We start from the raw sequence: 21743 nt of genomic DNA on the forward strand, positions 1-21743 counted from the left end.
TTTTTAAGAAAGTAACATCATTAAAAATGCCGCCAAAACCCCACCAATTAAAGGCCCGACAATTGGAATCCATGCATAAGACCAATCATTTGAAGCTTTATCTTTAATGGGCAGTAAGGCATGCATAATCCTAGGCCCTAAATCACGAGCCGGATTTATAGCATAACCCGTTGTACCTCCTAAAGATAGGCCTATTGACCAAACTAAAAATGCAACCGGTAAAGCTCCTAAAGACCCCAAACCTATAACAGTTTCGGTAGTGTTTATGGTAGCATCGGTAAAATATAGGATTGTAAACAGCAACACAAAAGTGCCTACCATTTCACTAAAAAAATTGGTGAATGTATTTCTAATTGCTGGCGCTGTACAGAACACCGCCTTTTTAGCATCTCCATCTTCCGTAACCTCAAAATGACTTTTATACATTAACCAAACCGTTAATGCTCCTATCATTGCTCCTAACATTTGTGCTAAAATATAAATTGGTACGTCTACCCAAGGAAATTTACCTGCAACCGCCAAAGCAACTGTTACTGCTGGATTAATGTGTGCACCACTGTGAGGACCAGCAACTACAACAGCAACATAAACTGCAAGTGCCCAGCCTGTCGTAATTACAATCCAACCACTATTATTTCCAATAGTCTTTTTGAGAACAACATTAGCGACAACTCCACCACCTAATAAAATTAATAGTGCCGTTCCAATGATTTCTGCTATAAATGGTGTCATGTTAATTCTGTTTTAGTTTGTTTTTGTCCAATACTCCAAAGCGCCTATTGCTTTGTACCAACCCTTGATGTTTACTTCTGTCTGGGTTCTATCTTCTACCGGTTTAAAGGTTTTATCAGTTTGCCAAATATCTTGGATTTCTTTAGAGTTTTCCCAATACCCTACAGCTAAACCAGCTAAAAAAGCTGCTCCCATTGCTGTAGTTTCGACAACTTTTGGTCGTACAGTCACGGTATTTAGCACATCTGCTTGACATTGCATAAGCATATTATTTATTGTAGCTCCGCCATCTACCCGAAGCTCTTTTATAGAAATATCGGCATCGGCTTCCATGGCTTTTAAAATGTCCATAGTTTGAAACGCAATAGATTCTAGAGCGGCTCTTGCAATGTGCGCATCTGTACTTCCTCTGGTTAAACCGAACAATGTACCTTTAGCATGTTGATTCCAATGGGGTGCTCCCAAACCTGCAAACGCTGGTACTAAATAAACACCATCTGAGCTCTCTACAGATGATGCCAAAGCTTCAACATCTGAAGAATTTCGAATAATTTTTAAACTGTCTCGTAGCCATTGCACCACGGCACCAGCTATAAAAACACTACCTTCTAGCGCATAGGTGGTCTTTCCATCTATTTTCCACGCCACTGTTGTTAATAGGTTATTTTTAGATACAATTGGCTTATCTCCAATGTTCATCAACATAAAACAACCTGTACCATACGTATTTTTAACCATACCAGGCTTAGTACACATTTGCCCAAACAATGCAGCTTGCTGGTCTCCTGCAATTCCTGAAATTGGAATTTTGGTATCATAAAATGTTGATTCGGTATGACCATAAACCTCACTAGACTGCTTCACTTTTGGCAACATATTTTTAGGAATTGTGAGCAACTTTAGGAGTTCTTCATCCCATTCCATTGTATTGATATTAAACATCAATGTTCTTGACGCATTGGTCACATCTGTAATGTGCTGTTTGCCTTTTGTGAAATTCCAAACCAACCAAGTGTCAATAGTTCCTAAAATTAAATTGCCTGCTTCAGCTTTTGCTCTAGCTCCTTCAACATTATCCAGAATCCATTTTACTTTGGTTCCAGAAAAATAAGAGTCAATAACAAGACCTGTTTTTGTTTTAAACAATTCTATTTTGCCATCTTTTTTTAACTCATCACAGTAAGTAGCTGTTCTTTTATCTTGCCAAACAATAGCATTGTAAATTGGCTTCCCTGTAGTTTTATCCCAAACCACAATGGTTTCACGTTGATTAGTTATCCCTATAGCAGCAATATTTTCAACATTTAACCCCTTTTTAGCTATGGCTTCGGCGGCTACACCTGCTTGGGTTGACCAAATTTCCGTAGGGTCATGCTCCACCCAACCTGGTTTGGGAAAATATTGTGTAAATTCCTTTTGTGCCATGGACACTATATGGCCTTTTTTATCAAACACTATAGCCCTAGAGCTCGTAGTCCCCTGGTCTAATGATAAAATATATTTTCCCATATTTTTTAATATTATTTTAATACATAATGGTCTGCAATGCTTATAAATTCTGAAATTTGCTCTGCTCTCCAATCCTTAGATTTATCTAGTTCAGCTCGAAGCAATTCACCAACTATAGGTGCAATTTCCATGGCTGCTTTGGCATCTAAGAATAGAACCCTAACACGTCTCGCTAACACATCTTCTATTGTTCTTGCCATTTCGTGTCTTATTGCCCAAATGACTTCAGCTTTTGTAAATTCCAATCTTTCGTGCAGACGTTCTCCTAAACTTGGGTTATCTTTTATAATCTGTTCTATACCTTTGCGGTCTGTACCATAGATATAAAGGTGATGAGATTTATCTACACTACCATTTGCTCCATGAATCAACAAATCTTGTGTTTTACATTCAGCATACGGTAACTTATTCATTTCAATCATTTTATTGACTGTATCCTGAGCCATTTTTCGGTAAGTTGTCCATTTACCACCAGTAATAGTAATCAATTCTGAATCTGACACAATTATCTTATGACTTCTAGAAATCTCCTTAGTCGTTTCAGATTTATCCTTTGGAGCAGCCAATGGTCTCAGACCAGCGAAAATACTTAGTACATCTTCTTTTGCAACTTTTTTGTGCAAATATCTATTGGCTGTCGAAATAATAAAGTCTACCTCCCTATCTAAAGCCTTTGGCTCTAAGCTATGACTATTTAATAAAGTGTCTGTTGTACCCACCACTACTCTGTTGTGCCAAGGCACCAAAAATAGCACTCTCCCATCATCTGTTTTCGGAATCATTATAGCGTCATCACCCGGTAAAAAAGATTTATCTAAAACCAAATGTACGCCTTGGCTTGGTCGAATACTATCCTTGGCCGAACTATTATCCATTTTTAATACCTCGTCTGTAAACACACCTGTTGCGTTTATAATGGTCTTTCCACTGATCTTGTATTCGATAGAGGTTTCGGTATCAACAGCGACCACACCGTTTACTATATTGTCCTTGGTTTTTAAAAGGTTTTTCACCTTAAAATGATTAAGAACGGTTGCGCCGTTTTCAATACAACTCTGTGCCATGTTGACCGCCAAACGTGCATCATCAAACTGCCCATCGTGATAAAGCACTCCCCCTTTTAATTTATCGATACTCAAAGTTGATAATCTAGAAATTGTTTCTTTTTTCTTAATTCTTTTTGAACTACCAAAACTCAATTTACCTGATAAAAAGTCATATACTTTTAAGCCAGCTGTGTAAAAAAAATTATCCCACCATCTATAATTAGGAATAATAAACGATTGGTTGCTCACTAAATGTGAAGCATTTTTAAGCAGTAAACCTCTCTCATATAACGCTTCACGAACCAAATCAATATTGCCTTGTGCTAAATATCTTACACCTCCATGCACCAATTTTGTACTTCTACTAGACGTGCCTTTTGCAAAATCCACTTGCTCGAGCAACAGTGTTTTGTAACCTCGTGTCGCACTATCTAAAGCCACACCTAGCCCCGTGGCTCCACCACCAATAATGATGACATCCCAATCTTGGTTATTTTTTAGCTGACCTACTAAAATATCTCTCTCAAACATGAAGTTTTGGATAATTACTATATATTTCAAATATACAATTATTTTCATAAAACGAAATAAAACGAAACTATAAATAATGGTTAATTATATTTTTGACCAAAAATTGTTTCGTTTAGTTTCATTTTTTATATTTGTTTCATACTTATGGAAAGACATCGAATTATTTTAGAAAAACTCAATAAGGAAAAACATCTAGAAGTATCTGAACTATGCGACATTCTAGATGTATCCGCAGTAACTATTCGCAAAGACCTTAAACTTCTTGAACAAAAAGGGCTTCTCTATAGAACTCATGGCGGAGCTTCTTTGGAAAACCCATATATCAACGAACGTACTGTTATTGATAAAGAGAAAATTTCAGTAGAGGAAAAAAACGGAATCGCACAATTAGCAGCCAGCCGTATCGTAGAAAACGACTCTATACTTATCGCGTCCGGAACTACAGTACAAGCACTATCGAAATTTATTAAAGCCAAAAATAAATTAACGGTTATCACTTCTTCGCTTCATGTTGTGCTACATTTAATCCATGACAAGAATATTGAAATACTTCAACTTGGTGGTTATGTTAGGCACAGTTCCGCCTCGGTCATTGGCAATTATGCGGAGTATATCTTAAAAAATGTGTCTTGCAGTAAATTATTTTTGGGCGTGGACGGTATCGATTTAGAATACGGCCTATCAACCACAAATCTAGAAGAAGCAGAACTGAACAAAAAGATGTTAAGAGCAGCACAAAAAGTAGTTGTGCTTGCTGATTTTTCAAAATTCGGAAAGAAGAGCTTTGCTAGGATATGTGATTTATCTAAAGTTGATGAAATTATAACCGATAAGAGAATTTCCAATGCCATTAAAAAGAAATTGGAAGATAAAGAAATTAAGGTCACCATTGTAGACTAATTAAAACAATTCACACTATGAAACAGTTTCTATTTTTAATAGCATCCATCCTAATATTATCTTGCGATTCTGATAAAAAGAAAAGCCAAACCACATTACAAACAGAAAAGCCCAATATTCTTTTAATAGTCGTTGACGATCAAGGTTATGCAGATTTTTCACCTTTTGAAGCACATGATGAAACGGTTTCCACACCAAATATTTCACGATTGGGGAAATCTGGAACCATATATACTCAGGCTTATGTTACCGCTCCTGTTTGCAGTCCATCTAGAGCTGGAATTCTTACCGGAAAAAACCAGTTTCGCTGGGACAAACCTGCTAGCTGGGGACCAGGATTGCCAGACGACGTAAAAACACTTCCCGAGTATTTAAAAGAAGTAGGCTACCATACAATACGTATAGGAAAAAATGATTTAGGACGTAATTTTCATAAGAATGATGTTAGAGAATATCCATTAAATCATGGCTACGATGAATTTTTAGGCTTTTCGGCACATGCTCACGATTATTGGCTAAACTCCCAAAGCATAAAAGAAAGAACCCCAGATCCTTATGGCACAAGTGCTTTGCTTGGCCCTTTGATGCACAACATGGGCGAGAAGAGTTACGAAGAAGGCTATCTTACAGAGATATTTACTGACGAATCTATAGAATTCCTTAAACGCAAACACGACAAACCTTTCTTCTTAACCCTGTCCTATAACGCCGTACACCATCTTATTCATGAAGTACCAAAAAAATATTTAGACAAATACAATGTAAAAGAAATCCCTAATTATGACCCAGATAGCTTGGTAGCATTCAAAAATCACAAACCCGGATCTTATTCTGCATACTACGACAAATATTCTCGTATTGGTGACATCAATACTGATGACTTACGAAAATACTACTTGGCAAATTTGAATTGCTTAGACGATAATATTGGTCGCATACTAGCCGCCATGCAAGAAGAAGGTTTGGATAAAAATACTGTGATTATTTTTATTTCAGATAATGGCGGCTCCCCACTTACCGGATCTAACAATGCACCCCTAACAGCTGGTAAATATTCCCTTTGGGAAGGAGGCATAAGAGTACCGATGAGCATAAGTTGGCAAGGACATATTGATGCAGACAAAGTGGAAAACCGTTATGTATCTGCCACTGATATTTTACCGACCTTGACAAAAATTGCAGGAGTAAATGTTGCAGATGAAGATATTGATGGCGTAGATTTACTCGAACCTAAACAAGAGCGTTTATTAGTTTGGAAATGGCAAAAAACTTGGGCTGTAAGGAAGGGAAAATGGAAATTGACCAACACCAAGGAAAACCACTGGAAAAGCGAGCCATCTGCTCAATACATTGCGCCAATACGGAACGATTTAACCCTAAAGCTATTTAATATTGAAGATGACCCAGGGGAGCGTAACGATTTGGTAAATGATCACCCAGAAATTGTCAAAGAACTGGAAACTGCATATAACAAATGGTGCAAGGCTAATATTAAATAATTAAAATTTGTTTTTAGTTTCATTTCAAATCAAAGCTTTTTGGCTCGTATTGAAATTAACTTCTCACTTGGACAAAGTAAAGCCATGATATCTAAACCATATTTTTTCTGCCCATTAATCTTTCTTGTACTATTCGTTTCTTGTAAAAGTGACGTTAAGCAAAATAAAGACCCTTTAGTGGTTGGAACATTGAAAACTGCTCCAAAAGGCATGGTTTGGATTCCCGGAGGCACATTTACACAAGGTGCCGTGCCACATGATAAAGAAGCTATGCAACACGAAAAACCCAGCCACAAAGTTTCTGTCGATGGTTTTTTTATGGATATTACCGAGGTAACTAATGCACAATTTTCAGAATTTATAGAGGCAACTGGCTATATTACAACAGCAGAACGCAACGTAAGCTGGGAGGAATTGAAAAAACAAGTTCCAGCAGGAACGGCAAAACCTCATGATTCGATTTTAAAAGCTGGCTCTCTTTGTTTTAAGAAAACAAAATCATCTGTTTCAAATTTATACGACTTTTCTCAATGGTGGGAATGGACGATTGGAGCAAATTGGAGACGCCCCAAGGGAAAAGGGAGTAGCATTGAGGGCAAAGAAAATTATCCTGTGATACACATTTCTTATGATGATGCCATCGCCTACTGTAAATGGGCAAACAGACGCTTGCCTACAGAAGCTGAGTGGGAATATGCTGCGCAAGGAGGTATAGAAAACACAATATATTTTTGGGGAGATGATAAACGCGACTTGTCTAAAATGGCAAATAGTTGGGAAGGGGAATTCCCTTTAAACAATACAAAAACGGACGGATATGAGTTGCACGCACCTGTAAAATCCTATAAGCCTAATGGGTTTGGATTATATGATATAGCCGGAAATGTTTGGGAATGGACCAACGACTGGTACAACACCAATTACTATAATGAACTGGAATCTTTGAAAAATACTTCTGAGAACCCTCAAGGTGCGCAAAAACCATATAACCCCAGCAACATTTATACACAAGAGAAAATTATCAAAGGTGGTTCATTTTTATGCAGTGCTTCCTATTGTGCAAGTTATAGAATATCTGCGCGAATGGGAACAAGTTTAGATTCTTCTTTGGAGCACTTAGGTTTTAGAACCGTAGCCACTGAAGAAATGCTAAACAGCGATAATGAATAAACCTATTATTCTTCATCACTAACAAGTCTTTTTTTTAATAGTGGGGCACCCTTCTTTTTACCAAACAAAAAACCTCCAATCGAAAAGATTGAAGGTTTGAGTACTGAAGGCGGGACTTGAACCCGCACGGCCATAATGGCCATTGGATTTTAAGTCCAACGTGTCTACCAATTCCACCACTTCAGCATCCTGATTACAACATTGTAATCAAATTGGTATTTTAGTATTGAGCGAAAGATGGGATTTGAACCCACGACCTCCACCTTGGCAAGGTGATGCTCTACCCCTGAGCTACTTTCGCATTGTTTAAAGAACTATTCGCTATAAAAGCGGTTGCAAATTTAAAATATTTATCAGAAAAGCAAAGCCTTTTTTCTAAATAAATTAAAAAAGTTTTAGGCTTGTTTTTTCTTAAGTAGCATTCGTTTTATTTCGTTAAGCTTCATCAAGGCTTCGACAGGTGTAAGTGTATCAATATCCGTATGCAGAATTTCGTCTTTTATTTCCTCCAGTAGTGGATCGTCGAGATTAAAGAAACTCAACTGCATATCATCTTTAAGCGACTTAACTTTGTCCGTTAGTTCTTCACTAGAGTGAGATTTCTCTAATTTTGAGAGTATCTTATTTGCACGTCTTATAACTTGTTGAGGCATTCCCGCCATTTTTGCTACATGAATACCAAAACTGTGTTCACTGCCACCTTCAACCAACTTTCGCACAAAAAGAACATTATCTTTTAATTCCTTAACAGCAACATTGAAATTTTTAATGCGTGAAAACGTCTCTGTCATTTCATTTAACTCATGATAATGTGTCGCAAATAGTGTTTTTGGCCGCGCAGGATGTTCATGTAAATATTCACTTATAGCCCAAGCTATGGAAATGCCATCATAGGTACTTGTACCACGACCTATTTCATCTAAAAGCACTAAACTCCGTTCTGAAATATTATTGAGAATCGATGCTGTTTCATTCATCTCAACCATAAAGGTAGATTCTCCCATTGAGATATTATCACTCGCACCTACACGTGTAAAAATCTTATCGACCAAACCTATTCTTGCTTCTTTAGCTGGTACAAAACTTCCTATTTGAGCCAGCAATACAATTAAAGCAGTTTGCCTTAAAATAGCCGATTTACCAGACATATTAGGGCCAGTAATCATAATAATTTGTTGAGATTCTCTATCGAGATAAACATCATTGGCAATGTATGTTTCCCCTAGAGGTAATTGTTTTTCAATTACTGGATGACGGCCGTCTTTAATTTCTAAACCAAAGCTATCATCAATCTGTGGGTAATTGTATTTATTAGCTTTGGCTAAGCTGGCAAAACCACAAAGACAATCTAATTGCCCAATAAGCTGTGCATTTTGTTGTACTTTAACAATAAACTGATGCATCCAAAGTACGAGCTCAGAAAACAGTTGTTGCTCTATAGCCAAAATACGTTCTTCAGCACCGAGGATTTTAGCTTCGTATTCTTTTAATTCTTCGGTAATATAACGCTCAGCATTAACTAAAGTTTGCTTTCTAATCCACTCTTCCGGAACCTTGTCTTTATGCGTGTTTCTAACTTCAATATAGTAGCCAAACACATTATTAGACGCTATTTTCAATGATGGAATACCTGTGCGTTCGCTCTCACGTTGCAACATACCATCCAGATAATCTTTTCCAGATTTTGAAAGCCCTCTTAACTCGTCCAATTCTTGAGAAAAACCTTCAGCAATAGTATTACCTTTTAAAACATTTACTGGCGCTTCTTCATTTAGAGTCTGCTTGATCTTCTCTCGTAACAAATCGCAATTATTAAGATTTTCGCCCAATACTTTTAAAGCATCGTTATCACAAGTTTCTGCCACAGACTTAACAGGCACAATGGCTTCCAAAGAGTTTTTAAGCTGAATGACTTCCCTCGGACTCACCTTAGCTGTAGCAATCTTAGAAATTAGGCGTTCAATATCACCTATATGTTTTATTTGACCTTGAATATTTTGAAGAACAGATTCATTATCCAATAAAAATTGAACAACCTCGTGACGTTGTTTTATCTTATCAGCATGCTTTAAAGGCAATGCCAACCAGCGCTTTAACGTACGTCCTCCCATTGCCGAAATGGTCTCATCAATTACGTTAATAAGTGTAACTGCATTGGCATTGGTTGAATGGTACAACTCTAAATTTCTAATGGTGAACTTATCCATCCACACATAATCATCAGTGGCAATTCTTGAAATTGTAGTAATATGTTCTAGCTTATTATGGCGTGTCTCACTTAAATAATGTAACACTACACCAGATGCCATAATACCTTCGTATAAGTCTTCGATCCCGAAGCCTTTCAGTGTTTTTGTATTGAAATGCTTCGTTAATGTTTCATGCGCATAATCGGCTTGGAACACCCAATCTTCGAGATAGAATGTATGAAAATCATTGCCAAACGATTTGGTAAACTCTTTTCTACTTTGTTTTGAAATTAATACTTCACTTGGATTGAAATTCTGAAGCAACTTATCCACATACTCAGCATCGCCCTGAGAGGTTAAAAACTCTCCTGTAGAAATATCTAAGAATGCAACACCAATATATTTTTTATCAAAATGAACAGCACATAAAAAGTTATTGGATTTGGAATGTAATATGTCATCATTTAACGCCACACCTGGTGTTACCAATTCTGTAACACCGCGTTTTACAATCTTTTTGGTTTGCTTTGGATCTTCTAACTGGTCGCAAATCGCAACACGCTCGCCTGCCCTAACCAATTTAGGCAAATAGGTGTTTAAAGAATGGTGGGGAAACCCAGCGAGTTCCGTTTCACTTTCGCTGCCAGCACCACGTTTGGTTAAAATAATATCTAAAATCTTAGATGCTTTAACAGCGTCACTTCCAAAGGTTTCGTAGAAATCACCAACTCTAAACAACAATAACGCATCAGGATACTTCGCCTTTATCGCATTGTATTGCTTCATTAATGGTGTTTCTTTTTTTGCCTTTTTAGCCAAGAGATTTATGTATTTTTGTCCAGATAACTATGGAGATTGAAAGTCTGCTAATTTACTTATAATTTGAAGTTTATTGAAGCCTGAAAGCTATAAGTTATCTACAACTGTTGATAAAATTAGACACACACCTAAAGCCCCCTCAAAAGGAGGTCTTAAAATAAATTTGGCAACAACTGTTCCCTTGAGAGAACTTTAGGGATGTTTTGGAAGCAAAAGAAGCATGAGCAGAAAACTAAAAAACGAAGAATTAGACCGCTTAGATATTTCAGAATTTAAACACGCTGAAAAATCGCCTATTATAATAATACTTGATAATATTAGAAGTTTAAACAATATTGGTTCTGTATTTAGAACAAGTGATGCTTTCTTAATCGAAAAAATCTACCTCTGTGGCATCACAGCACAACCACCACACAATGACATTAGAAAGACAGCATTGGGCAGTACGGAAACTGTAGATTGGGAGTATCATGAAAACACGCTCAATGTCGTAAAAAAACTAAAAGCTGAAGGTGTAAGTATCTGCTCAATTGAACAAGCGGAAAATGCCATAATGCTCAATGATTTTAAACCTCAACCCAACAGTAAATATGCCTTTGTATTTGGCAACGAAGTTAAAGGTGTACAACAAGAGGTAGTATCTAATAGTGATGTGGTTATTGAAATTCCACAATATGGCACTAAGCACTCTTTGAATATTTCTGTGAGCTGTGGCGTTGTGATTTGGGATGTGTTTTCGAAGTTAAAAACAAAATGAAAAAGCAAGTGAAAACACCATGGCCAACCCAAGCAGTCATGCAACAAGTTTACGAAAAACATCTTTGGGGCGGAAAAGGGTTTGATTTTTATTCTGGTGAAGGCTCACACAATCCAACGATTACAGAACCTTATTTAAAAGCTGTTTTAGATTTTTTGAAGTCTGAAAATAATAAATTAACCGTATGCGATTTAGGTTGTGGTGACTTTAATATTGGTAAACATTTTGTGGCGTTCAGCAAAAAATACATCGCTATCGATATTGTTGAAAGCCTTATAAAAAGAAATCAAGCATTGTTTAAAGCAGATAATCTAGAGTTTCATTGCTTAGATATTTCTAAAGATAAGTTACCTAAAGCAGATTGTATTATTCTAAGGCAAGTGCTTCAGCATTTATCCAATACTGAGATAAAATGTATTGTCAATAAGCTTTCAAGTTATCAGTATATCATTTTGACAGAGCATCTTCCTATTGGAGATTTTGTTCCTAATAAAGACAAAATTGCAAGCCAAGGGATTCGCCTAAAACAAAATAGTGGTGTAGATTTATTGGCTGAGCCTTTCGTCTTGAAAGTGAAATCAACCGAGATTTTAAATGAAGTAGTTTTGGATAATAATAAAGGTAGAATTGTGACTAATCTCTACGAAGTATTTTAGCACTATGTCATTTCGAACGTAGTGAGAAATCTCACATAATTATGATTTGAAATTCCTCGTCGCTACGCTCTGTAGGAATGACAAAAAATTGTCACTTTATAGGAATCCAAATTTCTTCCTCATTGACTTCTTGTGTTGGGTTATAACTAAAAGGCAATCTTTCAAAATGTGGTCGATCATCTAATTCAAATTCAGATTTTGGTAACCAATCTAGATGAATATGCTGCCAAAGTTGCATAAATTGAGGAATAGAACCTTTAAAATCGATAACTAAATATTTACCTGATGTTATTGTTAAAGTTTCCAATCCTTCTGGAATTATATCTAAACTATTTACCTCAACCCCAATCCATTTTTCAAATGATGTGGTTGGACTTAAATTTATACTATTAAAACCGTAATAGTTTTGAAGCGACAAGCTATAATTGTCTTTTAGATTTGTAATCTCTTTCAATCTTGGCATAAATTGTTTTGCCAATTGCGATGTAACTTGTCCGTTAGTTACAAAACTAGCTTGTGCCTTAACACCAATAATATTGATATCTTTGGCTTCAAAAATTTTATATTTCATTATTGATTTGATCTAAAATCCACAAATAATCTTTACGCTTTTTTATAAAATCGCGCTCTGAAATATCAATAATCTTTACGTTTAATTCGGTTTGATTTCTTAAAAAACCGAGATAACCAGAGTTGATTTTTTCTAAATATTCATCTTGAATTTCGGTTTCGTACTTTCGCCCGCGTTTTTTAATATTGGCTTGTAAGCGTTCTGTATTTTGGTAGAGATACACATATAGATCTGGTCTGGCAATATCCTTATAAACCTGATAAAATAATTTACGATACAGCCTAAACTCATCTTCTGGTAAAGTCACCTTTGAAAATATAAGTGACTTATGCACATCGTAATCACTTACCATAAAATCCTTAAACAAGTCTAATTGCGATAAATCATCACTAATTTGCTGATATCTATCGGCCAGAAAAGACATTTCTAAAGTAAATGCATAACGCTCAGGCTCTTTGTAAAATTTTGGCAAAAAAGGATTGTCCGCAAAACGTTCTAAAATAAGTTTGGCATTAAAATCTTGTGCAATTTTATTGGCTAAACTTGTTTTTCCAGCACCAATATTACCTTCAATGGCAATAAAATTATAGGAGCTAAAAGTAAATTGCTTCTTTGGATTTTTCAGCCATATATTTACAGGTTCTATTTCAGAATCATCTTCACAAACTTCAAAAAGTTCCTCAACAGTTTTATCTAAAACAGGATGCTTAAAGTCTCTTACAGTATCTAATAAAGGTTGTAAAACAAACTTTCGGTTTTGAATTTCTGGATGAGGAATCACCAATGAATCGTCATTTAAAATTTCAACATCATAAAATAAAATATCTAAATCTATTTCTCGCGATTCGTAACCATTTGCGGTTTTAGATAATCTTCCCAAATCCTTTTCGATACGCTTAAGCTCTTTTAGTAGCTTTTTTGGTTTCAACTCGGTTTCGACTTTAATGCATGCATTAAAAAAATCATCTCCCTCAAAACCTAAGGCTGGTGTTTTGTACACTTTAGAAATCTTCCTAATGGCACCAACCTTTTTAAAAATAGCATTGACAGCAGACTGCAAATACTGCAATTTATTGCCTTTGTTACTTCCCAGTGCTATGTGAACGGTTTTGGTTGGTGTCATGGAATTAACAAAATAACTAAAAGAAAAATTAATAGATTATCTTTACAACGACAATTTATTAACCATTTTTAATGTCACTGAAAGATAAGCTTTTAGCACAACGTATTTACCTTTTGTTAGGGGCACTTTTTATAACGTCTTTAGTAGTTTCAAACTTAATCTTTCAGAAGTTTTTTTATTGGTATCCTGTTGATATTGAAATTTTTGGAAGTAAGCTTTTTGAGATTTCGGTTGGGATTTTGCCATATCCTATTACCTTTCTTATTACAGATTTAATTAGTGAAATTTATGGTAAGAAGCGCGCCAATGATGTTGTTGTAGTTGGGATTTTCGCCTCTCTTTTTTCATTATTAATTATTTACACAGGTTCTCAAGTCCCCGCAACTTCGTGGTCTTATGTAGATAATGAGATGTTCAATATGGTTTTTGGCAATTCTGCCATTGCAGTTTTTGCGAGTATGCTTACTTATTTATTTGCTCAGTTTGTCGATATTCAGATTTATCATTTTTGGAAACGTCTTACCAAAGGTAAGCATTTATGGTTGCGCAATAACTTTTCAACTTGGTTTTCTCAATTCGTAGACACATTCACTATTGTTTTTTTATTGTGCTCATTTGGTATTATTGATTGGGCAAACTTTAAAGGTCTATTGGTGAGTGGATTTTTATTTAAGGTTATTGTAGCAGCCTTGGACACTCCTTTTCTATACTTGGGCGTTTATTTATTTAGAAAACGTTTTAAACTCAAGGTGAACGAAGAAATTGACTTAATATAATTGTTACTAAATCATTAAAATCTTGCTAAAGTTTATTAAAAACACAACTATTCTGCCCAACTTTGCGTATAATATATAGACACTATTCTAAACCTACAAATATTTATTATGAAGAAACTTTTCAAAATCATTGGAATCATCTTACTCATTTTTATTGCAATACTCATTGCCATTCCATTTGTTTTAGAGTCTAAAATAGATGCCATCGTTCAGAATTATGCCGATGAAAATTTAGATGCAGATTTAAGTTTCGACGATATTAGTCTAAGCTTAATAAGCAGTTTTCCGAAGGCTGAAGTTAGTGTTGAAAATCTAAAAATTACTAATAGAGCACCATTTAAAGACGAAACTTTAGCAACGGCCAAATCTCTGTCTTTTGAAATGCCAATCGCTCAATTATTTAAAGGTACAGAAGAGCCATTGGTCGTTAACGAAATTATTGCAGACGAAATGCTATTGACACTTAAGACGAATAAAAATGGAACCACAAATTACGATATTGTAAAAGAAAATGAAAACGCGAGCGTTGCCAAAGACACAACCTCAACTGGCTTTAGTTTCGATATTGAAAATTACGAACTCAACAATAGTGCATTTACATATATAGATGAAAGCTCTAACACCAACTTGTACGCCACAGAAATTAACCATAACGGAAAAGGGATATTCTCTGGCGAACAATCTCAACTAGACACCAAAACCGAAGCTAAAATTAGCATGTCTATTGATAGCACGGAATATTTGAGCAATAATATTATAAAACTAGATGCTTTAATCGACCTTGATTTAGAGCAGGAAAAATACACCTTTAAAGAAAATAAAGGTTTTATCAATGCTTTGCCATTAGAGTTTCAAGGCTTTGTGCAAATGGTTGAAGAAGGCCAACAGATAGACATAAGTTTTAGGAATCCCGAATCGTCATTTAAGGACTTTTTGGCTGTGATACCAAAGGAGTATGCAAAGAATATTGAAGATGTTAATACCACTGGGAACTTTACGGTTAATGGTATTATTAAAGGCTTAGTTTCTGAAGAAACAATCCCAACTCTAGATATTAATATGCGTTCTGACAATGCATCCTTTAAATATCCTGATTTGCCAAAAAGTGTAAAAAATATAATGATCGATGCCTCGGTTAAAAACACGACAGGAAACGTTGACGATACTTATGTCGATGTTAATAAACTCGATTTTAAAATTGACGAAGATGTTTTTAAATCCGAAGCACATATTAAAAATTTAACAGGCAATATGCTGGTAAATGCCAACTTAGATGGTGTTTTAAATTTGGCGAACATCACCAAGGCCTATCCTATTGAATTAGAAAATCAATTAAGTGGTATTCTAAGAGGAACGTTGAATACTGCTTTTGATATGAATGCGATTGAAACCAATGCCTATCAACGTATTAAGAACAACGGAAGTATATCAGTTTCCGATTTTATATTTTCTTCTGAAGATATTGTAAACCCAATTCAAATTAACAAAGCAGATTTAACGTTTAAACCAGGAACAGTTAGTTTAAATAGCTTTGATGCTATAACAGGAAAAAGTGATTTTTCGGCCACAGGAACGATAAATAATTTACTTGGATTTTTGTTGAGCGACAAAAAACTTCAAGGTAATTTTAATGTGAATTCCAACACCTTTGCCATTTCTGATTTTATGGTTGAAGATGAGACAGCCTCTGAAACATCTAACAAAACTACATCTGATGAAGAATCGCTTAAAATCCCTGATTTTTTAGACTGTACCATCACAGCAAATGCCAATACTGTAATTTACGACAACCTCAATCTTAAAAACGTAAAAGGGCAGTTACGTATTAAAGACCAAAACGCAAATCTCCAGAATATGACAACCGATTTGTTTAATGGTCAGTTAGGTATTTCTGGTAATGTTTCTACAAAAGGAGCGAAGCCAAAATTCGATATGAAATTAGCTATGCAACAATTTGACATTTCACAATCTTTTAAAGATTTGGACATGTTAAAGGCATTAGCACCTATTGCCAAGGTTGTACAAGGAAAATTAAATTCAACTATAGATTTAAGTGGTTTCTTGGACGAAAATTTCTCCCCTGATCTGTCCACGATTTCTGGAAATGCACTTGCGGAAGTATTTACCTCTAATATTGATGTGTCAAAAAGTCCGTTACTCGCTGGCTTGGACAACAAATTAAACTTTATTGACTTTAAAGAACTTCAAAAATATATAAAAACCAAATTGAGTTTTGAAAATGGGCAGGTTTCCTTAAAGCCTTTTACTGTTAAGTATAAGGATATTCCGATTGAGATCTCTGGCATGCACACTTTTGCAAACAATATGCAGTACGATGTTGTGTTTCAAGTGCCTGCCAAATACCTTGGTGGTGAAGTCAACCGCTTAATAGGAAAAATTAATGACCCAGAGGTCGATAATATTGCAATTCCTGTAACTGCCAATATAAACGGAAGCTTTTCTAGTCCAAACATTTCAACGGACTTAACAAGTGGCGTTTCTAACTTAACCAAACAACTTGTTGAAATTCAGAAACAAAAATTATTGGGTCAAGGCAAAGACAAAATCAACGATATACTTGGTGGCGTTTTGGGAGGCAACTCAAATGACAAAAAAACTGATTCAACTAAAACCATAACAGATAGTACAAAGCAAGATCCAAAGGATACCATTAAAGAAGGAGTAAATTCTGTTATCGGAGGACTTCTTGGCGGGAAGAAAAAGAAAAAAGACAAAAAAGTCCAAGATTCAACCAAAAACGAGTAAGTTTTACTTTAAAGACATATATTTTTCCCAATTTATGTTAATAATTGCCCTTTTTTTTGGAATTCTTAATTATTCCATTATAATGTATGTTAACTAATTTTAAAATGACTACATGAGGCAATTAAAAATCACCAAGCAGGTAACCAACAGAGAAGACAAATCTTTAGACAAATATCTACAAGACATAAGTAAAATTCCGTTGATTACCGCTGATGAAGAAGTTGAGTTAGCACAACGCATAAAGAAAGGTGATCAAGAAGCTTTAGATAAACTAACAACAGCGAACTTAAGATTTGTAGTTTCTGTTGCAAAGCAATACCAAAATCAAGGTTTAAAATTACCAGATTTAATTAATGAAGGTAACGCAGGTTTGGTAAAAGCCGCAAAACGTTTTGACGAAACAAGAGGTTTTAAGTTTATCTCATACGCTGTATGGTGGATAAGACAAGCCATCTTGCAAGCTTTAGCGGAGCAATCTCGTATTGTACGTTTACCTTTAAACAAAATTGGTACCATTAATAAAATCAATAAAACGTTTTCACATTTAGAGCAAATACATCAAAGACCTCCAAATGCAGAAGAGATTGCTCGTGAGTTAGACATTGGCGTTCGCGAAGTAAAGCAATCTATGAAAAATTCTGGCCGTCACTTATCAATGGATGCTCCATTAAAAGATGGTGAGACATTTAGTCTGTACGATGTTGTTAGTGCAAGCGAGTCACCAAGACCAGACAAAGATTTAATGAAAGCATCGTTAAACATTGAAATTGAGCGTGCTTTGGAAACATTAACACAAAAAGAAAGTGATGTTATCCGTTTAAATTTTGGTATCGGGGATCAACCACCTATGACACTAGAGGAAATTGGTGGTATTTATGATTTAACAAGAGAACGTGTACGCCAAATTAGAGAAAAAGGAATTAGACGACTAAGACACGCAAGTAAGAGCAAAATACTTAAAACTTATTTGGGTTAATAATTTTTTATTTTCAAATAGTTAGCATATATTTGCCGACCGTTTACAAGAATTATAGTTTAAAAATATATCGATAATGATTAAAATCGAAATCAAAGAAGGAGAAAACATTGAGAGAGCTCTTAAACGTTACAAGCGTAAGCACCGTAATGTACAGATTATGCAAAACCTAAGAGAGTCTCGTTATTTCACTAAACCATCTGTTAAGAGAAGGAGAGAAATTCAGAAAGCTCAATACATCCAAGGATTAAGAGACGCTGAGAACGTATAAATAATATTTTTACGTATAAAATTATATATAGAGCAATAGAAATATTGCTCTTTTTTTATATGCACTAAAGACTAATCCAGTCTGAGTTTTTCGTCTTCAGCATTAACCTTAAAAGGCTTTATAGGACGATCCTCGTAAAAATGCTCAAAGGTTTTGTCTGTAGTATAATTATCAGTTAATACTCTGTAAACCATAAACACTACCAAGATCTGCCCAATAACCGTTAGATAAAATACCCAATTAAACGGAAAATCTAAAGCACACATTATAGTTATGGCAATTAATAGCAATGTTGTGATCGCCATATAAAGAAATGGGGAAGATTTCATGTTGCTTTTTTATTTAAATTTAATCAATACTAGTTAAACAAAATAAATTTTAACGCAATACTAACTCCATCTGTAAGGATTTTTTTGGCAATGCAACTAATGCCTCATGATTCTTATTTATTTAATCGTTGGCATTTTTGCTTCTATTGTGGGAGCCTTACCTTTAGGAGCAACTAATATTGCTGTAATAAATACCACTCTTAAGCAAAATGCAAAACAAGCATTTAAGATTACTTTAGCAGCTGGATTTGCGGAAGTATTACTATCATATTATGCATTACATTGTAATATGACGGTTAAAATTTTTTTTGACTCCAATCAATGGATACAAATTCTAATAGCCTTTTCATTACTGGGCATTGGAAGTTTCTTATTTCTAAAATCGAATAAAAAGAAATCTGAAAAGAAATCTGAAAAGAACCGATTAAAGACTTCAAAATATGTCACGGGATTTTTACTAAGCTTACTTAACCCACCAGTACTTTTATACTGGTTAGTTATTTATGGAGTAATTAACAGTTATTCTTTAAACTTATCTATAGAATCCTCGCTTTTGGTCTTATTTCTTTTTTTCTTTGGCGTCTATTTAGGCAAATTGACAACACTTTTCCTATACAGTAAGTTTAGCTTGATTATAAAACAGAAGTTTGAAAATATTAATACCATTATCAATAAAGTGACCGGCTCTTTACTGTTTTTTATTGGCTTGGTAAATGTTTTTAAAATCTATTTTATTTAGACATTTAGCTCAACTACCAAACCTTCATTGGCTCTAATGTTAAAAACGGTATTGTCTTCAAAAATGAGATACTGTCCTTTAATCCCAACGAGTTTACCTGAGTATTCCATCTGTTTTTTTATGTTTAAGCTATTCGGTTTCTCAGGATATTGTTCAACAGGAAACTTTAAGTGGGTCTCCGAATTACTTTCAATAAAATAATCTTTAACTTCATTAGGAATATGTGCCTTCAAATTGTTTCTCCATTCTAAAAGATTTACATCTTCAATATCATTTTTCAGCATTTTTCGCCAATTGGTTTTATCTGCAACATGATCTTTCAATGCAACCTCGGTAACACCAGCCAAATAACGATTGGGTACTTCTACAATTTCTATAGCCTCATGTGCTCCTTGATCTATCCAACGTGTGGGCACTTGACTTTTCCTTGTTACGCCAACTTTTACATTGCTGGAGTTTGCTAAATATACTATATGGGGTTGCAATTGCACCTTTTTTTCATACTCTAAATCTCTGTCTTCTTTACCTAAATGTGCTGTACTCAATTCTGGCCGCATTATCCAATCACCAGCTATAGGTTTATCAAAAAAACATGTTTTGCAAAAACCTTGTCTGTAAATTGGCCTATCTAAACCACAGCTTAAACATTGATGTCCAATAAGTTTCATTTTAACAGGCTTATTCAACAATTGATTAACATGAATAAAGTCGTTCTCAAATACCAAATAATATTGTATTGGCTCTAGAAATTCAGTCTGCATTTTAGTAAGGACACCTGTATAAACCATAGAAGAAATTTAGTATTTTTAGCATTGCTAAATTAGCCAAAAGAAAAGTATTCTATGCCAATTCCTATTGTAAATTCTATTGCTTCTTGGTTTTTAAAAAAACGATTTCATCAAATTGAACTCTTTTTAAAGTACCCTAATGAGGTACAAAACGAATTACTTTTCAGCCTATTGAAGTTTGCCAAGGATACCGAAATAGGAAAACAATATGATTTTGCATCGATTAAAACTTATAGAGAATTTAATGAGCGCGTACCAATTGTAAACTATGAAGATATCCAACCGCTTATTGAACGGTCTAGAAACGGAGAACAAAATATTTATTGGCCAAGATCAATTAAATGGTTTGCCAAATCTAGTGGCACCACAAATGCCAAAAGTAAATTTATACCTGTAAGCTCTGATTCGTTGGAAGACTGTCACTATGCAGCAAGTAAAGATTTGCTGTGTATGTACCTCAACAATAATGAAGATTCCCAATTATTTACAGGAAAAAGTTTGCGCTTAGGTGGAAGTAAAGAACTTTATAAAGAAAACGGAACCGTATTTGGAGATCTCAGTGCTATTTTAATTGATAACATGCCGTTTTGGGCAGAATTTAGTAGTACACCAAGCAATAAGGTATCGTTAATGAGCGAATGGGAAACCAAAATGCAAGCCATTGTTGAAGAAACTATCGAAGAAAATGTAACCAGCTTGGCAGGTGTACCGTCCTGGATGCTTGTGCTATTAAATGACGTTTTAGATAAAACAGGCAAAGACAGTATTTTTGATATTTGGCCTAACCTCGAAGTTTATTTTCATGGTGGCGTTAGCTTTAACCCCTATATAGAGCAGTATAGAGCTATACTGCCAAAAAAGGATTTTAAATATTACGAAATCTATAATGCCTCTGAAGGTTTCTTCGCTATACAAGATCAAAATTACTCTGGGGATTTATTGTTGATGCTAGATTATGGGATTTTCTATGAATTTATACCAATGGACACCTACGGTACAAACAAACAGATAGCTATTCCTTTGAGTGAAGTTGAGCTCAATAAAAACTATGCTGTTGTTATTACAACCAATGCTGGACTGTGGAGGTACAAAATTGGCGACACAATTAGATTTGTGGGTTTAAATCCCCATAGAATTAAAGTATCTGGTCGTACCAAACATCATATTAATGCTTTTGGAGAAGAATTAATTATTGAAAATGCTGAAGATGCCCTCAAAAAAGTGTGCAAACGTACGGCTGCAGAAATTGTAGATTATACAGCAGCTCCAATTTTTATGGAAGGCAAGGAAAAAGGAGCTCACGAATGGATTATAGAGTTTAAGAGACCTCCAAAAAATATGTCTTACTTTGAAGAGCTATTTGACAATGCTTTAAAGGCTTTAAATTCTGATTACGAAGCCAAGCGTTACAATAATATGACGCTCAACAAACCCAAAATACACTGTGCTAGAACAAATCTTTTCTATGACTGGCTAAAGGAAAATGATAAACTCGGCGGACAGCATAAAGTGCCTCGTTTATCAAATTCTAGAGACTATATTGACGAATTATTACGTCTTAACAACTTATAATTAAGCATTATTATATCGAACATA

19 protein-coding genes and 2 tRNA genes are annotated in these 21743 nt (G+C 35.0%); 11 read left to right on the forward strand and 10 right to left on the reverse strand.

The window, feature by feature from the left end:
• Positions 1–3: 3 nt before the first annotated feature.
• From KCG49_RS09430 to KCG49_RS09440, 3 genes are read right to left on the reverse strand one after another with little or no spacing between them, the layout of a single operon-like run.
• On the reverse strand, positions 4–732 hold the full coding sequence (locus KCG49_RS09430) for an MIP/aquaporin family protein (RefSeq protein WP_218546108.1): 729 nt from the start codon (positions 730–732) through the stop codon (positions 4–6).
• Positions 733–744: 12 nt separating this feature from the next.
• Positions 745–2241 carry a glycerol kinase GlpK gene (glpK, locus tag KCG49_RS09435; protein ID WP_218546109.1) on the reverse strand — a complete coding sequence of 499 codons (1497 nt, stop codon included), beginning with the start codon at positions 2239–2241 and terminating at the stop codon, positions 745–747.
• 11 nt (positions 2242–2252) lie between these two features.
• Positions 2253–3818, reverse strand: coding sequence for a glycerol-3-phosphate dehydrogenase/oxidase (locus KCG49_RS09440; protein WP_218546110.1), 1566 nt, complete (start codon positions 3816–3818; stop codon positions 2253–2255).
• Between the two features lie 144 nt (positions 3819–3962).
• On the opposite strand from KCG49_RS09440, the gene KCG49_RS09445 reads away from it, so the two are divergent.
• From KCG49_RS09445 to KCG49_RS09455, 3 genes are read left to right on the forward strand one after another with little or no spacing between them, the layout of a single operon-like run.
• Positions 3963–4718 (forward strand): DeoR/GlpR family DNA-binding transcription regulator, encoded by a 756-nt coding sequence (locus KCG49_RS09445; protein ID WP_218546111.1) that lies wholly within the window; start codon positions 3963–3965, stop codon positions 4716–4718.
• 17 nt (positions 4719–4735) lie between these two features.
• On the forward strand, positions 4736–6217 hold the full coding sequence (locus KCG49_RS09450) for a sulfatase family protein (RefSeq protein ID WP_218546112.1): 1482 nt from the start codon (positions 4736–4738) through the stop codon (positions 6215–6217).
• A 39-nt stretch (positions 6218–6256) separates the two neighbouring features.
• Complete coding sequence (locus tag KCG49_RS09455; protein ID WP_256259936.1) at positions 6257–7387, forward strand: formylglycine-generating enzyme family protein; 1131 nt, start codon at positions 6257–6259, stop codon at positions 7385–7387.
• A gap of 101 nt (positions 7388–7488) precedes the next feature.
• Here KCG49_RS09455 and KCG49_RS09460 read toward each other — a convergent pair.
• From KCG49_RS09460 to mutS, 3 genes are all read right to left on the reverse strand, one after another.
• Positions 7489–7573: transfer RNA gene (locus KCG49_RS09460), tRNA-Leu, on the reverse strand.
• Between the two features lie 43 nt (positions 7574–7616).
• Positions 7617–7688, reverse strand: a tRNA-Gly gene (locus KCG49_RS09465).
• 94 nt (positions 7689–7782) lie between these two features.
• Positions 7783–10395 carry a DNA mismatch repair protein MutS gene (gene mutS / locus KCG49_RS09470; RefSeq protein WP_218546113.1) on the reverse strand — a complete coding sequence of 871 codons (2613 nt, stop codon included), beginning with the start codon at positions 10393–10395 and terminating at the stop codon, positions 7783–7785.
• Positions 10396–10615: 220 nt separating this feature from the next.
• Here mutS and KCG49_RS09475 point away from each other — a divergent pair, with 220 nt between their 5' ends.
• Both KCG49_RS09475 and KCG49_RS09480 read left to right on the forward strand, forming a co-directional pair.
• Complete coding sequence (locus tag KCG49_RS09475) at positions 10616–11152, forward strand: RNA methyltransferase (RefSeq protein WP_218546114.1); 537 nt, start codon at positions 10616–10618, stop codon at positions 11150–11152.
• The gene (locus KCG49_RS09480) at positions 11149–11808 is read left to right on the forward strand and encodes a class I SAM-dependent methyltransferase (RefSeq protein ID WP_218546115.1); all 660 of its coding nucleotides are present in this window, start codon (positions 11149–11151) and stop codon (positions 11806–11808) included. Before KCG49_RS09475 ends, KCG49_RS09480 begins: the two co-directional genes overlap by 4 nt.
• A gap of 91 nt (positions 11809–11899) precedes the next feature.
• On the opposite strand, the gene KCG49_RS09485 is transcribed toward KCG49_RS09480, so the two are convergent.
• A complete protein-coding gene (locus KCG49_RS09485; protein ID WP_218546116.1) occupies positions 11900–12379 on the reverse strand; it encodes a GyrI-like domain-containing protein in 480 nt (159 codons plus the stop codon).
• Positions 12369–13502: a 2-amino-4-hydroxy-6-hydroxymethyldihydropteridine diphosphokinase gene (gene folK / locus KCG49_RS09490; RefSeq protein ID WP_218546117.1), complete on the reverse strand. Its 1134-nt coding sequence runs from the start codon at positions 13500–13502 to the stop codon at positions 12369–12371. Before folK ends, KCG49_RS09485 begins: the two co-directional genes overlap by 11 nt.
• 71 nt (positions 13503–13573) lie before the next feature.
• Between folK and KCG49_RS09495 the strand changes: the two genes are divergently transcribed.
• The 4 genes from KCG49_RS09495 to rpsU all read left to right on the forward strand — a co-directional run bounded on the left by KCG49_RS09495 (position 13574) and on the right by rpsU (position 18291).
• Complete coding sequence (locus KCG49_RS09495; RefSeq protein WP_218546119.1) at positions 13574–14278, forward strand: queuosine precursor transporter; 705 nt, start codon at positions 13574–13576, stop codon at positions 14276–14278.
• A 108-nt stretch (positions 14279–14386) separates the two neighbouring features.
• Positions 14387–17044, forward strand: a complete 2658-nt coding sequence (locus tag KCG49_RS09500) for an AsmA family protein (RefSeq protein WP_218546121.1) — start codon at positions 14387–14389, stop codon at positions 17042–17044.
• Positions 17045–17156: 112 nt separating this feature from the next.
• Positions 17157–18020, forward strand: a complete 864-nt coding sequence (locus KCG49_RS09505; protein WP_218546123.1) for a sigma-70 family RNA polymerase sigma factor — start codon at positions 17157–17159, stop codon at positions 18018–18020.
• Positions 18021–18096: 76 nt separating this feature from the next.
• Positions 18097–18291: a 30S ribosomal protein S21 gene (gene rpsU / locus KCG49_RS09510; protein WP_218546125.1), complete on the forward strand. Its 195-nt coding sequence runs from the start codon at positions 18097–18099 to the stop codon at positions 18289–18291.
• A 71-nt stretch (positions 18292–18362) separates the two neighbouring features.
• Here the strand turns inward: rpsU and KCG49_RS09515 are convergent, their stop codons facing one another.
• On the reverse strand, positions 18363–18620 hold the full coding sequence (locus tag KCG49_RS09515) for a hypothetical protein (protein WP_218546126.1): 258 nt from the start codon (positions 18618–18620) through the stop codon (positions 18363–18365).
• A gap of 106 nt (positions 18621–18726) precedes the next feature.
• Here KCG49_RS09515 and KCG49_RS09520 point away from each other — a divergent pair, with 106 nt between their 5' ends.
• A complete protein-coding gene (locus tag KCG49_RS09520; RefSeq protein WP_218546129.1) occupies positions 18727–19359 on the forward strand; it encodes a LysE family transporter in 633 nt (210 codons plus the stop codon).
• On the opposite strand, the gene KCG49_RS09525 is transcribed toward KCG49_RS09520, so the two are convergent.
• Entirely contained in the window at positions 19356–20147 is a 792-nt protein-coding gene (locus tag KCG49_RS09525; RefSeq protein ID WP_218546130.1) for a DUF2797 domain-containing protein, read from the reverse strand. The genes KCG49_RS09520 and KCG49_RS09525 overlap by 4 nt on opposite strands.
• Before the next feature lie 54 nt (positions 20148–20201).
• Between KCG49_RS09525 and KCG49_RS09530 the strand changes: the two genes are divergently transcribed.
• Positions 20202–21719 (forward strand): GH3 auxin-responsive promoter family protein, encoded by a 1518-nt coding sequence (locus KCG49_RS09530; protein ID WP_218546132.1) that lies wholly within the window; start codon positions 20202–20204, stop codon positions 21717–21719.
• The last annotated feature ends 24 nt before the right edge of the window (positions 21720–21743 follow it).

The sequence above is a fragment of the Winogradskyella luteola genome (assembly GCF_019203985.1).
GTDB classification, from domain to species: Bacteria; Bacteroidota; Bacteroidia; order Flavobacteriales; family Flavobacteriaceae; genus Winogradskyella; species Winogradskyella luteola.

What these genes read in the sequence shown, in the direction of transcription:
- KCG49_RS09430 (WP_218546108.1), bottom strand. Translation starts at nt 732, where the DNA reads ATGACACCATTTATAGCAGAAATCATTGGAACGGCACTATTAATTTTA.
- glpK (WP_218546109.1), bottom strand. Translation starts at nt 2,241, where the DNA reads ATGGGAAAATATATTTTATCATTAGACCAGGGGACTACGAGCTCTAGG.
- KCG49_RS09440 (WP_218546110.1), bottom strand. Translation starts at nt 3,818, where the DNA reads ATGTTTGAGAGAGATATTTTAGTAGGTCAGCTAAAAAATAACCAAGAT.
- KCG49_RS09445 (WP_218546111.1), top strand. Translation starts at nt 3,963, where the DNA reads ATGGAAAGACATCGAATTATTTTAGAAAAACTCAATAAGGAAAAACAT.
- KCG49_RS09450 (WP_218546112.1), top strand. Translation starts at nt 4,736, where the DNA reads ATGAAACAGTTTCTATTTTTAATAGCATCCATCCTAATATTATCTTGC.
- KCG49_RS09475 (WP_218546114.1), top strand. Translation starts at nt 10,616, where the DNA reads ATGAGCAGAAAACTAAAAAACGAAGAATTAGACCGCTTAGATATTTCA.
- KCG49_RS09480 (WP_218546115.1), top strand. Translation starts at nt 11,149, where the DNA reads ATGAAAAAGCAAGTGAAAACACCATGGCCAACCCAAGCAGTCATGCAA.
- KCG49_RS09485 (WP_218546116.1), bottom strand. Translation starts at nt 12,379, where the DNA reads ATGAAATATAAAATTTTTGAAGCCAAAGATATCAATATTATTGGTGTT.
- folK (WP_218546117.1), bottom strand. Translation starts at nt 13,502, where the DNA reads ATGACACCAACCAAAACCGTTCACATAGCACTGGGAAGTAACAAAGGC.
- KCG49_RS09495 (WP_218546119.1), top strand. Translation starts at nt 13,574, where the DNA reads ATGTCACTGAAAGATAAGCTTTTAGCACAACGTATTTACCTTTTGTTA.
- KCG49_RS09500 (WP_218546121.1), top strand. Translation starts at nt 14,387, where the DNA reads ATGAAGAAACTTTTCAAAATCATTGGAATCATCTTACTCATTTTTATT.
- KCG49_RS09505 (WP_218546123.1), top strand. Translation starts at nt 17,157, where the DNA reads ATGAGGCAATTAAAAATCACCAAGCAGGTAACCAACAGAGAAGACAAA.
- rpsU (WP_218546125.1), top strand. Translation starts at nt 18,097, where the DNA reads ATGATTAAAATCGAAATCAAAGAAGGAGAAAACATTGAGAGAGCTCTT.
- KCG49_RS09515 (WP_218546126.1), bottom strand. Translation starts at nt 18,620, where the DNA reads ATGAAATCTTCCCCATTTCTTTATATGGCGATCACAACATTGCTATTA.
- KCG49_RS09520 (WP_218546129.1), top strand. Translation starts at nt 18,727, where the DNA reads ATGATTCTTATTTATTTAATCGTTGGCATTTTTGCTTCTATTGTGGGA.
- KCG49_RS09525 (WP_218546130.1), bottom strand. Translation starts at nt 20,147, where the DNA reads ATGGTTTATACAGGTGTCCTTACTAAAATGCAGACTGAATTTCTAGAG.
- KCG49_RS09530 (WP_218546132.1), top strand. Translation starts at nt 20,202, where the DNA reads ATGCCAATTCCTATTGTAAATTCTATTGCTTCTTGGTTTTTAAAAAAA.